At 46.8% G+C, this 16,917-nt stretch carries 8 protein-coding genes, 2 tRNA genes and 3 rRNA genes; all 13 read left to right on the forward strand.

Going from position 1 to position 16,917, the window contains the following annotated elements:
- The first annotated feature begins 12 nt into the window (after positions 1 to 12).
- Positions 13 to 1,926: an ATP-dependent zinc metalloprotease FtsH gene (ftsH, locus tag LZ23_RS05805; RefSeq protein ID WP_045212394.1), complete on the forward strand. Its 1,914-nt coding sequence runs from the start codon at positions 13 to 15 to the stop codon at positions 1,924 to 1,926.
- Between the two features lie 99 nt (positions 1,927 to 2,025).
- A complete protein-coding gene (gene folP / locus LZ23_RS05810) occupies positions 2,026 to 2,799 on the forward strand; it encodes a dihydropteroate synthase (RefSeq protein ID WP_232300425.1) in 774 nt (257 codons plus the stop codon).
- Entirely contained in the window at positions 2,790 to 3,542 is a 753-nt protein-coding gene (gene cdaA / locus LZ23_RS05815; RefSeq protein ID WP_045212396.1) for a diadenylate cyclase CdaA, read from the forward strand. The genes folP and cdaA overlap by 10 nt, the downstream gene beginning before the upstream one ends.
- Positions 3,543 to 3,545: 3 nt before the next feature.
- The gene (locus tag LZ23_RS22370; protein WP_052507147.1) at positions 3,546 to 4,445 is read left to right on the forward strand and encodes a CdaR family protein; all 900 of its coding nucleotides are present in this window, start codon (positions 3,546 to 3,548) and stop codon (positions 4,443 to 4,445) included.
- A gap of 111 nt (positions 4,446 to 4,556) precedes the next feature.
- Positions 4,557 to 5,915 (forward strand): phosphoglucosamine mutase, encoded by a 1,359-nt coding sequence (gene glmM, locus LZ23_RS05825; protein WP_045212415.1) that lies wholly within the window; start codon positions 4,557 to 4,559, stop codon positions 5,913 to 5,915.
- A 286-nt stretch (positions 5,916 to 6,201) separates the two neighbouring features.
- Positions 6,202 to 7,071: a UTP--glucose-1-phosphate uridylyltransferase GalU gene (gene galU, locus LZ23_RS05835; RefSeq protein WP_045212400.1), complete on the forward strand. Its 870-nt coding sequence runs from the start codon at positions 6,202 to 6,204 to the stop codon at positions 7,069 to 7,071.
- 550 nt (positions 7,072 to 7,621) lie between these two features.
- On the forward strand, positions 7,622 to 9,958 hold the full coding sequence (gene priA / locus LZ23_RS05840) for a replication restart helicase PriA (RefSeq protein WP_045212401.1): 2,337 nt from the start codon (positions 7,622 to 7,624) through the stop codon (positions 9,956 to 9,958).
- A gap of 45 nt (positions 9,959 to 10,003) precedes the next feature.
- Positions 10,004 to 11,386, forward strand: a complete 1,383-nt coding sequence (gene asnS / locus LZ23_RS05845; protein ID WP_045212403.1) for an asparagine--tRNA ligase — start codon at positions 10,004 to 10,006, stop codon at positions 11,384 to 11,386.
- A 336-nt stretch (positions 11,387 to 11,722) separates the two neighbouring features.
- Positions 11,723 to 13,279: ribosomal RNA gene (locus LZ23_RS05850) — 16S ribosomal RNA — on the forward strand.
- A gap of 73 nt (positions 13,280 to 13,352) precedes the next feature.
- A tRNA-Ile gene (locus tag LZ23_RS05855) sits at positions 13,353 to 13,431 on the forward strand.
- A 24-nt stretch (positions 13,432 to 13,455) separates the two neighbouring features.
- A tRNA-Ala gene (locus LZ23_RS05860) sits at positions 13,456 to 13,531 on the forward strand.
- Positions 13,532 to 13,736: 205 nt separating this feature from the next.
- A 23S ribosomal RNA gene (locus tag LZ23_RS05865) occupies positions 13,737 to 16,741 on the forward strand.
- A 39-nt stretch (positions 16,742 to 16,780) separates the two neighbouring features.
- Positions 16,781 to 16,895, forward strand: a 5S ribosomal RNA gene (rrf, locus tag LZ23_RS05870).
- Together the 16S, 23S and 5S rRNA genes with 2 tRNA genes alongside form the textbook arrangement of a ribosomal RNA operon.
- The last annotated feature ends 22 nt before the right edge of the window (positions 16,896 to 16,917 follow it).

The raw sequence follows: 16,917 nt of genomic DNA on the forward strand, positions 1-16,917 counted from the left end.
AGAGGTAAAGACTTGAATAATTTTTCTAGAAATCTGTTGCTTTGGGCAACAATATCTTTGGTTCTGATTATTTTGTTTAATCTGTTCAACCAGCCTCAAACTCCTCAGCATACCCTGACATACAGCGAACTGCTGACCAGGATCAATCAGGGTGAGGTTGTTGCTGTGAAGATTCAGGGTCAGAAAGTTACAGGAAGACTCATAGATGATCGCAGATTTACCTCATTTGTTCCTGATGATCCGAATTTTGTGGATATGCTCATAACCAACAATGTCCAGGTTGAAGCGGAACCAGAAGACCAGGCTTCCTGGCTGACTACGATTTTTATATCGTGGTTTCCCATGTTGCTTCTAATTGGTGTCTGGATATTTTTTATGCGACAGATGCAGGGTGGTGGCGGAAAAGCCATGTCGTTCGGCAGGTCCAAGGCCAAGATGATATCCCAGGAAGATACAAAAGTAACTTTTGCAGACGTAGCAGGCGTGGACGAGGCCAAGGATGAGCTTAGCGAGGTAGTGGATTTTTTGAGCAATCCCAAGAAGTTCACCCGCCTGGGGGGGCGCATCCCCAAAGGTGTTCTGCTTGTGGGGTCTCCAGGAACGGGTAAAACTCTGCTGGCCAGAGCAGTGGCTGGTGAGGCCGGAGTTCCCTTCTTTTCCATTTCCGGTTCTGACTTTGTGGAAATGTTTGTTGGTGTTGGAGCATCCAGGGTCAGAGATCTTTTTGTTCAGGGTAAGAAAAATGCTCCGTGCCTGATTTTTATCGATGAGATAGATGCTGTTGGCAGGCAAAGGGGAGCAGGCCTTGGCGGAGGACATGATGAAAGAGAGCAGACACTTAATCAGCTTCTGGTTGAAATGGATGGTTTTGAATCCAACGAAGGGGTAATTCTGATAGCCGCCACTAACCGACCTGATGTTCTTGACCCGGCACTCCTGAGGCCCGGACGTTTTGACAGGCAGGTTGTTGTGCCAAATCCGGATGTGGCGGGGAGAAAACGAATATTGGATGTGCACAGCCGCAAGACTCCTCTGGCGCAGGGAGTGGATATGGAAGTTATTGCCAGGGGAACACCGGGATTTTCCGGAGCTGATCTTGAAAATCTTGTCAATGAGGCTGCTTTGCACGCTGCCAAACTCGGTAAAGAACATGTCAGTATGGAAGATTTTGAAGAGGCTAAGGATAAGGTGCTTATGGGCAAGGAAAGGAGAAGTTTAATTTTAAGTGATGAAGAAAAGACCACAACGGCTTACCATGAAGCCGGGCATACCATTGTGGCCAAGCTTTTACCTGGTTCTGATCCAATACATAAAGTAACCATTATTCCGAGAGGACGTGCTTTGGGTGTGACCATGCAGCTGCCTCAGGATGAACGCTATAATTATTCCAAAACATACCTTGAAAATAATCTTGCTGTGCTGCTGGGCGGCAGGGTAGCGGAAGAACTGGTTTTTAACCAAATGACCACAGGAGCGGGCAATGACATTGAGCGTGCTACTAAAATGGCGCGAAAAATGGTTTGTGAATGGGGCATGAGCGAAACATTGGGGCCCTTGGCGTTTGGCGGAAAAGGAGAAGAGGTATTTTTGGGCAGGGAGTTTACTCAGCATAAAGAATATAGCGAAGAGACAGCCAGGCTCATTGATGATGAAGTCAAAAAGATTGTACGTGATGCTTATGAAAAAGCCAAACAGCTTCTGAAAGATAATCTGGATAACCTTAAAAACTTGTCAGAGGCCCTGCTTGAAAGAGAAACATTGTCCGGAGCTGAAGTGGAGATGGTCATGAATGGTGAAGAGTTGCCTCCCCTTGCAGATAAAATGAGGGCTCCAGAGGAAAGTCGGGATTCAAGCAGAAAAAAGTCTGATGAGGCCCCGAAAAAAGCTGAAAAAGCTGAAAAAGATGAGTTTAAGATAGAAGAGTAAATATTGAAGTCTCCAAAAATTGAGGGGAAATTACAGTTGATCAGGTGGAAAGTGAAGGGGGGCGGGGTCATAGGCCCTGCCCCTTTTTTGATTGCAGGTATTTTGAACGTCACTCCAGATTCTTTTTATGATGGAGGAAAATATGATGAGCACTCCAGAGCGCTTGATCATGCCACTGCAATGCTTAAGCAGGGAGCGGACATTATCGATGCAGGCGGAGAAAGTACAAGACCTTTTTCCGAGCCAGTTAATGCCCAAACTGAACTTGCCAGGGTTTTACCGGTTATCTCGGATGTTTTATTGAGACATCCTGATGCCCGGGTATCTGTGGATACTTATAAGGCTAGTGTGGCCTCAGCGTGCCTTGAAGCCGGTGCTTCGATTGTTAATGATGTTTCTGCCTGTCGCTTTGATCCTGGACTGATGGATGTTATCGTTCAATACAAACCAGGGTATGTCTTGATGCACAGCAGCAGTCGACCTCAAGATATGCAGAAAAATCCAATTTATTCAGATGTAGTGGACCAAATCAAATTTTTTTTTCAAGAGCGGCTGAATGCACTTACCGCGGCCGGTATGAACATGTCCCGTATAGTTCTGGATCCCGGCATAGGTTTTGGTAAGACGCTTGAACATAATCTTGAAATATTAAAGAGAGTAAATGAATTCTTGAGTTTTGGTCTGCCACTGTATCTGGGGGTTTCCAACAAATCATTGTGGGGTACCTTGTCAGGACTGAAAATGGAAGAGAGAGGTACATCCACCCAGGTGGCTGTAGCGCTTACTGCTCTTAAAGGAGTGGGCATTCACCGGGTTCATGATGTACCCGCAACCGTTAATACATTGAAGATACTAAGAAAAATATGGTACTGAATCTTGGAATTTTACAGTTCGCCTGGCGGGACATAGTTGATATTGTTGTTGTAGCCTTTATCATTTACAGGGTAATTATTCTGGTAAAGGGTACACGGGCTGTGTCTGTATTTTACGGACTGCTTCTTTTGCTGGTAATATTTTATTTTTCCGGAGAATTGGGGCTTTATACTCTGCACTGGCTGCTGGCAAATTTTCTTGGTTCCCTTTTTCTGGTTATTATTATTTTGTTTCAGCGCGATATCCGTAAGGCTTTGGCTGAAATGGGCGGAGGAAGGCTATGGTTCAGGTCGCGTCCAGGTCTTGCAATTCTGGATGAGCTTATCCTGGCGTCAATAACCATGGCAAAAAAAAGGATAGGCGCATTAATGGTCATAGAAAAAACAACGCCCCTAGGTGATGTGGTTGAGTCCGGCGTTGAGGTTGACTCTAAATTTTCCAAAGAAATTGTTGAAACTATTTTTTATCCGAATACTCCCTTACATGATGGCGCTGTTATAATCAGGGATGATAAAATTCTTGCAGCAGGATGTATTTTGCCCCTAGCTGTAGGCATCAAGTCAAGATGGGATTATGGAACCAGGCACAGAGCAGCTCTTGGCATCACGGAAGAAACAGACGCCATTGCCATAGTTGTTTCAGAGGAAAGGGGGGTTGTTTCAGTAGCTATAGGCGGGAAGCTTATTGGTCCGTTGGATGAAGTTCGTCTTAGAAGAGTGCTTTCTTCAGCCTGGGAAAAGTAGAATATGTTTAAATTTAACTGGCAGTATAGAATCATAGCAGTAATCCTGGCATTGTTTTTCTGGTATCTTGTAAGTGGTCAGGAAAAGGTTGATATCTGGCTGAATGTGCCTGTGGAGGTTGTTAATCTTCCTGCGGAACACGTTTTGCGCACTGGTATGGTCAGTTCTGTCAGGGTACGCGTACGCGGAACCAGTACTGTACTCAACAGGGTTGAGACAGCCCGACTGCATTACAGCCTGGACCTTTCCAGTGCACATCGCGGAACCAATATGGTTCAGCTTGATCCAAAAAACATCAACCTGCCGAGAGCTGTGGAGGTGGTTGAGATTGAACCGCCAGTACTTGAGCTGGAAGTGGACAGAAGGGTATCCAGGCTTGTACCGGTCAATGTCAACTGGCAGGCCCATATCAGCCCTGATTTTGAGTTGCTTGAGGTGAGTGTTGAACCTGAAACTGTTCAAGTCCGGGGTCCGGAAAGGATATTGGAAACCCTGGAGGAAATTGAAACAAACTACATTGAGATCAGAGAGGAAACTCCCCGCAGGATAATAAAAAGGGCAGGACTTGATCTTTATCCAGATATAGAATCAACTGTGGGTGAAGTACTGGTGGAATTTTCATTCGGACCAGTTCTTGAAGAGATATGGGTCAGGAAGGATATACTTGTTCTGGCCGATGAAGGTATGGAATTTACACTTGAACAAAAATATGCCAGAGCCAACCTGGCCTTGCCGGGCTTCCTGCTTCGTTCAGCCAACTGGCGAGACCGTATAACTTATTATATCCGACTGGAACAGGATATGGAACCAGGTGAGCATGAAGTAGAGGTTCTTTTTGAACTTCCCAGGGATGGCAAGGTTGTAGAAAGCAGGCCGGAAAAAATTCTTGTTGAAATTAAATAAGCAATTACAACATGGTATTCAGTTTCTGGCATGTACCGCACCGGAAGATCCAGTCCCCGTGCAACATGCAAAGAACTGAACAATTACAATAATTCTTACATGGAGTTTGATATGCGCAGAAAGCTTTTTGGAACTGACGGATTAAGAGGTCAGGCCAATATTTTTCCCATGCTGCCTGAGATTGTACTCAGACTCGGCCTGGCAGCGGGTCAGTATTTTCGTAATGGACATAGAAGACACAGGGTGCTTATAGGTAAGGACACCAGGCTGTCAGGTTACGTGTTTGAAAATGCTTTGACATCAGGTTTTTGCGCTTCAGGAATGGATGTTTTCATGGTCGGCCCCATGCCTACACCAGCCATTTCCTTTCTGACCAAAAATATGCGGGCTGATCTTGGTGTGGTTATTTCAGCCTCTCACAATCCATTTATGGATAATGGCATTAAATTTTTTGATCATATGGGCTTCAAACTATCAGACCAGGTGGAGGATGAGATTTCTGAAATGGTTCTATCACCTGATATAAACTGGTCGCATCCACAGCCGGAATTTATGGGTAAGGCAAGAAAGATTGTGGACAGTCCCGGCAGATATATTGTTCATCTCAAAAACAGTCTGCCCAGTTCCATGTCTCTGCAGGGCATGAAGGTAGTTATTGATTGTGCCAATGGCGCCACTTATAAAGTTGCCCCCCTGATATTTGAGGAGCTTGGAGCTAAAGTGATTGCCACAGGAGACGATCCGGATGGGCTGAATATTAATAAAAAGTGCGGATCGTTGTATCCTGAAGTGGCAGCAGATATGGTTATGCGTCATGGAGCAGATATCGGTCTGGCCTTGGATGGTGACGGAGACCGGCTTATTGCCATTGATGAAAATGGTGTAATTCTGGACGGAGATCAGATCATGGCCATTTTTGCCAGAGATCTGATGGATATTGATGCGCTTCCAGGTAAGCAGCTTATATCTACTGTTATGAGTAACCTGGCTCTGGAAGTTTTTATGAAATCAGCAGGTGGAGAATTGATTCGTACAAAAGTGGGTGACAGGTATGTGGTTGAAGAAATGCGGCGCAGAGGGGCCATTCTGGGTGGTGAACAGTCCGGACATCTGATTATGATGGAATATTCCACTACAGGAGACGGAATTCTTGCGGCCATCAGGCTTTTGCGCATTATGCTGGAGCAAAATAAATCATTGTCAGAACTTGCAAAGATTTTGACACCATTTCCTCAGAGACTTATTAATGTACACGTGGAGAGAAAGATACCTTTTGATCAGGTTCCATCAATTAATCAAGCTGTTAAAAGCGCTCAGGAAGATCTTGGAGAAAAAGCCCGCATTCTTTTAAGGTACTCAGGCACAGAATCAGTTGCCAGAATCATGGTTGAAGGCGATAATGAACAGCTTGTTGAAAAATGGGCCGATAACCTTGCCATGGAGGTGGAAAAGGGTTTAAAAACTCATTAGCGCTACACCCAAAGTATCTGGTCGCCGTTTTCATGAAAAGCAGGGAACAGGCACTCCGGGGCCCACTTGAACATCATTTTGTGCTTAAAATATCTCATTTTTTGGGACAAGTGGGTCCCGGAAGAGCCAGTCCCCCTCCGGGCTGTATGCCTCCGGGCAGGAAGCCGTGCCACATGCAAAGCCCTAAACATATATTATCAGAATTATTTTACACATGGAAAATGGTCTGCCACGACTAAAGAACTGGCAGTTTGATTTGCAATACAACTAAGATAAGGAGTTATCTATGGAAGCAAAAAAAGTTATCATCCCAGTGGCTGGATGGGGTACAAGGTCCTTGCCTGCAACAAAAAATGTCCCCAAGGAGATGCTTCCAGTCTACAGAAAACCGGCTGTTCAGTATGTTGTGGAAGAGGCCATTGATGCGGACTTAAATGATGTTGTTTTTGTGACCAACCAGCAGAAAAGGATCATAGAAGATCATTTTGATTATAACCTTTCCCTTGAAGCTGCATTGAGAAGGTCTGGCAAGGAACATCTGCTCAAGGATGTCCGTCAGGTGGCTGAGATGGCCAATATTATCACAGTCAGACAGAAAGAGCAGTTAGGGCTCGGCCATGCAGTGCTGTGCGCTCGCGAGGTTGTTAAGCAGGAGCCGTTTGCTGTAATGGTTGGTGATGATCTGATGTTCAGCAAAAGACCGGCCATTAGCCAGCTTATGGAAGTTGCCAAGACTGAGCATATGCCTGTGGTGGGTGTTGTAGAAGTTCCAGGCGAAAGAGTTTCAAAGTACGGAATTATTCAAGGAGAAGAGTTTGCCCCGGGGCTTTTTCGAGTCAGACAGGTTTTTGAAAAACCTGATCCTAAAGATGCTCCTTCAAGGCTGGCTCTGGTAGGCAGATATGTTTTGACTCCTGAGATATTTGAGTATCTTGAGAACCTGGAACCTGGCTACGATCTGGAGTATCAGCTGACAGATGCTTTGCAGGCCTTAGCCGAAAACAAAAGACTTCTCGCGGTTAAGCTGGATGGAAGAAGATTTGATATAGGCGACTGGGCTGACTACCTGACTGGTAATATCTACTTTGCCCTGAAAGATCCTGAATTAAAGGATGAGCTTAGATCAATGCTTGGAGAGCTTCTGAATTGCAAGTAATGACTTGAGAGCTCAAAGTTCCTTGATCTTCGTTCCTGGTTTTAAGCTCCTCACCAGGGCGGCCCGGGACCGAACGTGTGAGTAACTTTACGAGTCTGTCACTTTTCTGGAAATTGGGACAGTCCCCGCGAGGTGCTACATACAAAACTGATGCTTCATTGGTTCCTTGAAGAAATTTGATTTAATGATAAAATTTACACAGCAAGGGACAGTCCCCCTCCGGGCAGGAAGCTGTGCCAGGCGTAAAGCTCTCATCTTTGACAGAATTTTTCAGGCAAATGTGCATCATTCATAAGCAAAAATCGTAAAAATATGAAAATTGTAACCGTCTGATTTTATTAGCAAAACAATTATAGTTGTTTAGAAAAATTCAAGAAATGGCAGTTATCCAAAACCGTTGTCAGTCTTGGATAACTGCTTTATTATCACGTCCCGGCACATGATACAATGTTTTCTGAATTAAGTTGACTACCTCCTGTTTTATTGTGCTTCCAGCAAGAAACGCATTATTTTTTTTTGAAACACAAGTCCTACCTCTCTCTAAGCTTATATGGAAGTAACACAAATTTTATGGGCAGCTACATTACTTGTTCCGCCCTATAAAAGCCTAACCTATTCCATTCCGGCATATTTTCCACCTGATATCTGGAAGCCAGGACTGCGTGTGCTGATCCCCATGGGTGCAGGTAACCGGCTCTGTCCAGCTGTTCTTGAGAATACCGTCAGTTTAGACCGACCTGCAAGGTTGAAGTTTATACATTGGCCTCTGGAAAGGGAGCCTTTACTTGACTCTTCATACATTGCAATGGTGAAAGAACTTTCCAGCAGAAACCTGGTAGAACCAGGGCGTATTATGGCTGGCATTCTGCCGGCGTCCTTGCGCAAAGTGCGCGATATTCTTGTGGGCGACAGTGACCAGCGCAGAATTCCTCTACCAGGGAAAGGTCAGGAATTTGAACACCTCAGAGAGCTTGCCAGGCTATGGCAGGCAGGAGATCTGGATTTTAAAGTTCCCAGAAAAGTATCCAGGAAGATAGTCAGCATTGAAAAAGATCCTCCCTGGTCAATTCTCCCCAATGCAAGGGTGCAATGGAAGGTTATGGATGTTCTCTGGGAGCAGGGGCAAATGCCGGTTCAACGTTTAAAAAAACTTGTGGGCCCTTCATGTGTTTCCAGCTTGCAGTCATTGCTTAACAAAGAGTTGATCAGTATCAAGGAAGAAGATGCTGTTGACATGTCAGAGGTTGGATTGTCAACGGCTTCCAGTTTTCAGCCATCATCGGATCAACAGAAGGTTCTTGACGAGCTTGTTCCAATACTGCATGAGAACGTGTTTCATGCAGCAATACTGCATGGCATCACAGGAAGCGGCAAAACTCTTGTTTATATTAGCCTTGCCCGCCAGACCCTGGAATCAGGGCGTTCCGCCATATTGCTGGCTCCTGAGATAGCCATAGCCAACCAGCTTTACCTGGAAGCGCGGGCAAGAATGCCCGGTATGAATGTCCACCTGCATCATGGCCTGAAAAGTCCATCTGACAAGGAAAACCTTTTTAATCTCATCAGAGCTGACTCCAGGCCTGTACTATTGGTTGGCACAAGGTCGGCTCTGTTTATGCCTGTCAGTAATGTGGGGCTAATGGTCATAGATGAAGAGCATGATGAGTCATTCAAACAGGATCAAGGTTTTATTTACCAGGCCAAGGAGATAGCCCACTACATAGCGCGACGCGATAGCTCTCTTCTCCTGCTTGGGTCTGCCACCCCTGACATCAAGACATTTTATGCGGCTATGCAAAACAGGATAAGCCTGTACACCATGGAAAACCGGGTAGGACAAAGCATCCTTCCAGAGGTGAACTTTGTTGACCTGAAAGTTGATCCACCTGCTGGTGGACCTTTGTCAAAGACTGTCAACCAGGCCTTGATTGAAGTTCTGAAAAAAGGTGAGCAGGCCGTAATTATGCATAATCGCAGGGGGTATTCTCCAGTAATTATGTGCAATGACTGCTCTGAAACAGCCAAGTGCAAGGACTGTCAGGTCAGTCTCACATACCATAAAAGTCGGCAGAGGCTTGTTTGTCACTATTGCGGTACGTCTATGCCCTTTTCCATTATTTGTGAGCATTGCCATGGTTCAGAATTTTTACCGGTAGGAGATGGTACTGAAAAAATTGAAGAGTTTTTTGCAGATAAGTTGCCAGAAATCAATGTGTTGAGGTTAGACAGGGACAGTGCAAGGAATCCAGCCATAACAGAAGAAATTTTATCAAATTTTGCTGCAAACAAAGCGCAGATACTCGTGGGCACTCAGATGATCGGTAAAGGTCATACTTTCCCAAATGTAACATTGGGAATTGTGCTGGATGGAGACCTGGGACTGGGGTTGCCTGACTACAGATCATCTGAAAGGATTTTTCAATTGCTGGTGCAGCTTTCAGGGCGTGCCGGCAGGGCGCAAAAGCCTGGAAGGGTTTTCATTCAGACCAGAAATCCCAAGCATTATTGCTGGAAATATGTTAAGAACTGTGATTATCAGGGATTTTTTGATCAGGAAATCAGCAAGCGAAAACTTTTTGGCTATCCTCCGTTTGTGCGTCTTGGGCTCATCAGGATATCTTTTCCTTCAGGATGGAGCGGTCAGGATCAGTTAATAAAAACATTGAGGACAGAAGCCCGGAATATTGCCACACGTTATGGCATCAGAATAATGGGGCCTGCCCCGGCGCCTTTATCCCGTCTGAGAAAAAGGGACAGGCATCAGTGTCTGATAAAAGCTGATTCGTGGCAAAAGATCAGAAGTGTTTATAAGGAGTTGCTTCCTGTGCTTGGCAGCAATAAGGAGATCCGCTGCGGGCTGGATCTTGATCCAGTTAATATGCTTTAGAAGGGCTTATTTAAAAGTCATCAAACAACTTACAAGGAGAATGATGTGCGAGTAAAGGTTAAGGATGCCCTGTGTGCGCAGAGTGCAGAAGAAAAGATAAATGTAAAGGGATGGGTTCGAACCAAAAGACAGGCCAAAGGTTTCAGTTTTCTTGAAATAAATGACGGCAGCTGCCTTAAGAATCTGCAAGTGGTGGTTGACCAGGGCATACCCGGGTATGATCTCCTGGAAAAGACAAGCACTGGAGCAGCTGTGAGTGTTACGGGTGATCTGGTATCATCTCCTGGAAAGGGCCAGACATGGGAGATGAAAGCAGTCAGCCTTACTTTGCTGGGTGAAGCTGATCCTGAAAAGTATCCATTGCAGAAAAAACGGCATTCAGATGAGTTTTTGAGGACTATTGCCCATTTAAGGCCCAGAACAAACAAGTATGGGGCCATGAATAGAATTCGTTCCGAGCTAAGTTTCGGAGTGCATAAATATTTTCATGACCTTGGTTTTAAATATATCCATACTCCGATCATAACCGGTTCTGACTGCGAAGGAGCCGGTGAAATGTTTACTGTTACATCGCTTGACCTGGAAAAAAATTCATCACCTGATACACAGAATGTGTTTGAAAATGATTTTTTTGGTCAGAAAGCGCACCTGACTGTCTCTGGACAACTAAGCGCAGAAAATATCGCATGTGCTATTGGTGATGTATATACTTTTGGACCTACATTCAGAGCGGAGAATTCCAATACACCGAGACACGCAGCTGAATTTTGGATGATTGAACCGGAAATGGCTTTTGCTGATTTAAATGACAATATGGATTTGGCCGAAGATATAACCAGAAAAATGATTGAGCATGCTTTGGAGCATTGCTCTGACGACATGGAACTGTTCATGAAATTTGTTGACAAAAATCTCAAGGCCAAACTGGACAGCATACTTAATCAGACATTTCAGCGTTTGCCTTACCTTGAAGGCATTGAGATTTTGCAAAAATCCGGTCGAAAGTTTGAATATCCAGTGGAGTTTGGACTGGATCTTCAGACTGAGCATGAAAGATATCTATGTGAAGACTATTTCAAAAAACCCGTCATTTTGTTTGATTACCCCAGAACCATTAAACCCTTTTATATGAGGTTGAATGATGATGGCAAAACTGTGGCAGCTATGGATGTTCTTGTGCCCGGAATCGGCGAACTCGTGGGGGGCAGTCAGCGGGAGGAGCGATTGGATATACTCAGGTCAAGAATATCCGAGACAGGATTAGATGAAGATGATTACTGGTGGTACCTGGACTTGCGCAGGTTTGGAACTGTTCCGCATGCGGGCTTTGGTCTTGGATTTGAAAGACTGCTCATGCTTGTTACAGGAGTCACCAATATTCGCGATGTGATCATGTTTCCCAGGACTCCCAGAACCCTTGATTTTTAGCCTTTTGGTTTGCATTCTATAAAAAAAATATTTTTTCTTGAAAAAAGTTGTTGACACCGGAAAGGATAAAACATAGTTACACGTTCTTTCGGCGACAAGATGTCGATTCAGTTCTTTGCGAAGATTTTCAGAAAGAAAAAAAATATGAAAATGACGAAAAAATGCTTGACTGTGTTTTTGCGTTAGACTAAATACTGAAATTTCCGCGAGGATGTTCCTTGACAATTAAATAGTGAGTCAGCCAAATAATCCAGTAGGTTTTTTTTGAAATAGGAAGAAGCTTACGGGTCCAAATTAGTTTTGTAGAGTTATGTATATATAGCTTTCTAGTTATTTTAACTGGAGGGTTTGATTCTGGCTCAGAATGAACGCTGGCGGCGTGCCTAACACATGCAAGTCGAGCGAGAAAGAGAGCTTCGGCTCTTGAGTAAAGCGGCGCACGGGTGAGTAACGCGTGGATAATCTGCCTTAAGGACCGGGACAACTTTGCGAAAGCGGAGCTAATACCGGATGGTCTGCATTTGTTTATTACATATGTAGTAAAGGATGGCCTCTGATTTAAGCCATTGCCTTGAGATGAGTCCGCGTCTCATTAGCTAGTTGGTGGGGTAAGAGCCTACCAAGGCGACGATGAGTAGCTGGTCTGAGAGGATGATCAGCCACACTGGAACTGGAACACGGTCCAGACTCCTACGGGAGGCAGCAGTGGGGAATATTGGGCAATGGGGGCAACCCTGACCCAGCAACGCCGTGTGAGGGAAGAAGGTTTTCGGATCGTAAACCTCTGTCAGAAGGGAAGAAGTGCATGCCAAGTAATATGTGGTATGTTTGACGGTACCTTCAGAGGAAGCACCGGCTAACTCCGTGCCAGCAGCCGCGGTAATACGGAGGGTGCGAGCGTTATTCGGAATTACTGGGCGTAAAGCGCGCGTAGGCTGCGCGGCAAGTCAGATGTGAAATCCCCGGGCTCAACCTGGGAATTGCATTTGAAACTGCCGTGCTTGAGTGAGGTAGAGGGTGGCGGAATTCCCGGTGTAGGAGTGAAATCCGTAGATATCGGGAGGAACACCAGTGGCGAAGGCGGCCACCTGGGCCTTTACTGACGCTGAGGTGCGAAAGCGTGGGTAGCAAACAGGATTAGATACCCTGGTAGTCCACGCTGTAAACGATGGATACTAGGTGCTGGGATAGAATTTCGGTGCCGTAGCTAACGCGTTAAGTATCCCGCCTGGGGAGTACGATCGCAAGGTTGAAACTCAAAGAAATTGACGGGGGCCCGCACAAGCGGTGGAGTATGTGGTTTAATTCGATGCAACGCGAAGAACCTTACCTGGACTTGACATCCTGCGAATTTTGTAGAGATACGAAAGTGCCCTTCGGGGAGCGCAGAGACAGGTGCTGCATGGCTGTCGTCAGCTCGTGCCGTGAGGTGTTGGGTTAAGTCCCGCAACGAGCGCAACCCCTATTCTTAGTTGCCATCAGGTAAAGCTGGGCACTCTATGGAGACTGCCGAGGTTAACTCGGGGGAAGGTGGGGACGACGTCAAGTCATCATGGCCCTTACGTCCAGGGCTACACACGTACTACAATGGTGGGGACAGAGGGCAGCGAGACTGCGAGGTGGAGCTAATCCCAAAAACCCCATCACAGTTCGGATTGCAGTCTGCAACTCGACTGCATGAAGTTGGAATCGCTAGTAATCGCGGATCAGCATGCCGCGGTGAATACGTTCCCGGGCCTTGTACACACCGCCCGTCACACCACGAAAGTTGGTTCTACCCGAAGCCGCCGGGCTAACTCGCAAGAGAGGCAGGCGTCCACGGTAGGGCTGATAATTGGGGTGAAGTCGTAACAAGGTAGCCGTAGGGGAACCTGCGGCTGGATCACCTCCTTTACGGAAAGAATAAGGCTGACTCACTATTTAACATCAAGGAACATTTTTAATGATCAGTGACATATAATCAATCGGGCCTATAGCTCAGTTTCGGTTAGAGCGCACGCCTGATAAGCGTGAGGTCGGTGGTTCAAGTCCACCTAGGCCCACCACGCATCAGGCCAAGTAGGCTAAATGGGGGTGTAGCTCAGCTGGGAGAGCGCCTGCCTTGCACGCAGGAGGTCATCGGTTCGATCCCGTTCACCTCCACCAGTTAAACGGCGTTGGAAGATTGATTATGTAGTTATTAGAGTTTCATGTTTTTTATTATATGTAATGATGCAAAACATGGAGCTTTAATAGAAGTTCCTTGACGCAGATAGTAAGGTGTTTGGTCATGATTAAACGCATGGTTCAAGCTTAAGGTCTGCAGGTTCATTGACAGTTAAATAGGGGTAAGTTTTTTTAAGTAAGTAAAGGTTAAGATATTAAGGGCAATTGGTGGATGCCTTGGTGCCAAGAGGCGAAGAAGGACGTGGAAGGCTGCGATAAGCCACGGTGAGCCGTCAAACAGGCTTTGACCCGTGGATTTCCGAATGGGGCAACCCACCTGAAGTAATGTTCAGGTATTCCCACTTAGTGGGAAGGCGAACCCGGGGAAGTGAAACATCTCAGTACCCGGAGGAGAAGAAATCAAGAGAGATTCCCTAAGTAGCGGCGAGCGAACGGGGATTAGCCCAAACCCCGCACTTACTTTATGACCGACTGTTGAGTTTAATAATATAAGCATGTCGGTAATAAAGTAAGTGCGGGGGGTTGTAGGGCCTCAATATAGTGATTCATTAGTAGATAGAGGAATTATCTGGGATAGGTAAGCCATAGAAGGTGAAAGCCCTGTACTCGAAATCGAAAGTGACGCTAAGAGGTACCTGAGTACCACGGGGCACGTGAAACCCCGTGGGAATCTGGGAGGACCATCTTCCAAGGCTAAATACTCCTTGGCGACCGATAGCGAACTAGTACCGTGAGGGAAAGGTGAAAAGAACCCCTGTTAGGGGAGTGAAATTAGAACCTGAAACCAATTGCCTACAAGCAGTTCGAGCCTGTTTTCGGACGGGTGAGAGCGTGCCTTTTGCATAATGAGCCAGTGAGTTAATTTAAAGTGCGAGGTTAAGCCGTGGAGGTGTAGCCGTAGCGAAAGCGAGTCTGAACAGGGCGATAAGTACTTTGGATTAGACCCGAAGCCGAGTGAGCTATCCATGGGCAGGGTGAAGCTTGGGTAAAACCAAGTGGAGGCCCGAACCAGTAAAGGTTGAAAACTTTTTGGATGACCTGTGGATAGGGGTGAAAGGCCAATCAAACTCGGTGATAGCTGGTTCTCCCCGAAATATATTGAGGTATAGCCTCGGATGTTCACTTGCGGAGGTAGAGCACTGAAAGGGCTAGGGGCCCCACCAGGTTACCAAACCCTATCAAACTCCGAATGCCGTAAGTTTAAAGTCCGGGAGTCAGACTACGGGTGAGAAGGTCCGTGGTCGAAAGGGAAACAGCCCAGACCGTCGGCTAAGGTCCCTAAATATGTGCTAAGTGGGAAAAGAGGTGGGACTACTCAGACAGCCAGGAGGTTGGCTTAGAAGCAGCCATCCTTTAAAGAAAGCGTAATAGCTCACTGGTCTAGTGGTTCTGCGCTGAAAATGTACCGGGGCTCAAGCACATTACCGAAGCCACGGGTGCCATGTTTACATGGCGCGGTAGGGGAGCGTTCTCTAATGGGAAGAAGGCAGATCGTAAGGTCTGTTGGACTTAAGAGAAGTGATTATGCTGGCATGAGTAACGATAAAACGGGTGAGAAACCCGTTCGCCGTAAACCCGAGGTTTCCTGGGTAAAGCTAATCTGCCCAGGGTTAGTCGGCCCCTAAGGCGAGGCTGAAAAGCGTAGTCGATGGGAAACAGGTTAATATTCCTGTACCTGCTGATTGATCGTTTGAGTGATGGGGGGACGCAGGAGGGTAGGTCATCCGGGTGTTGGACATCCCGGTTCAAGCCAGTAGGCTGAAGATTCAGGCAAATCCGGATCTTCGTTAAGGCCAAGAGGTGATGACGAGTCTTTATAGACGGAAGTGACTAATCCCATGCTGCCAAGAAAAGCCTCTAAGCGAGATCAATTAGTGGACCGTACCGCAAACCAACACAGGAGGGTGGGGAGAGAATCCCAAGGCGCTTGAGATAACTCTAGCTAAGGAACTCGGCAAAATGACCCCGTAACTTCGGGAGAAGGGGTGCTTCTTTTGGTGATTGAATTTACTTTATGAGCCAGGGGAAGTCGCAGCGAAATGGCGGTGGCGACTGTTTACTAAAAACACAGGTCTCTGCGAAGTCGCAAGACGACGTATAGGGACTGACACCTGCCCGGTGCCGGAAGGTTAAGGGGAGATGTTAGGAGCAATCCGAAGCATTGAACCGAAGCCCCGGTAAACGGCGGCCGTAACTATAACGGTCCTAAGGTAGCGAAATTCCTTGTCGGGTAAGTTCCGACCTGCACGAATGGTGTAACGATCGCCGCACTGTCTCGGCTAGAGACTCAGTGAAATTGAAATCTCGGTGAAGATGCCGAGTACCCGCAGAAAGACGGAAAGACCCTGTGCACCTTTACTACAGCTTGACATTGGACTTTGGGCTATGATGTGTAGGATAGGTGGGAGGCTTTGAAGCAGTCACGCTAGTGATTGTGGAGCCATCCTTGAAATACCACCCTTTGTATTCTAGAGTTCTAATCCCGACCTGTGAAGCCAGGCGGGAGACATTGTCTGGCGGGTAGTTTGACTGGGGCGGTCGCCTCCTAAAGAGTAACGGAGGCGTGCAAAGGTTCCCTCAGGCTGATTGGAAACCAGCCGTTGAGTGCAAAGGCATAAGGGAGCTTGACTGTGAGAGAGACATCTCGAACAGGAACGAAAGTTGGTCTTAGTGATCCGGTGGTTCCGCATGGAAGGGCCATCGCTCATCGGATAAAAGGTACGCCGGGGATAACAGGCTGATCGCGTCCAAGAGTTCACATCGACGACGCGGTTTGGCACCTCGATGTCGGCTCATCACATCCTGGGGCTGGAGCAGGTCCCAAGGGTACGGCTGTTCGCCGTTTAAAGTGGTACGCGAGCTGGGTTTAAAACGTCGTGAGACAGTTTGGTCCCTATCTTCTGTGGGCGTAGGAGACTTGAGAGGGTCTGTTCCTAGTACGAGAGGACCGGGATGGACGATCCTCTAGTGGGCCTGTTGTCGCGCCAGCGGCACAGCAGGGTAGCTATGATCGGTACGGATAACCGCTGAAAGCATCTAAGCGGGAAGCCAGCCTCAAGATAAGGTCTCCCTTCATATCTTCGGATGTGACTGAAGGACCCTGGAAGACTACCAGGTAGATAGGCCGGAAGTGTAAGCATGGCGACATGTTCAGCTAACCGGTACTAATAGTCCGTGAGTCTTAACCTAACTATTAAAAAACTTACCCTTATTAACTATACATTTTGTTTCGGTGGCCATGGCGGAGGGGTCACACCCGACTCCATTTCGAACTCGGAAGTTAAGCCCTCCAGCGCCGATGATACTTGGGGGCTACCCCTGGGAAAGTAGGTCGCTGCCGGAACATCTCTTAAATGCCTTAAGGC

This window comes from Desulfonatronovibrio magnus, from assembly GCF_000934755.1.
GTDB lineage: Bacteria > Desulfobacterota > Desulfovibrionia > Desulfovibrionales > Desulfonatronovibrionaceae > Desulfonatronovibrio > Desulfonatronovibrio magnus.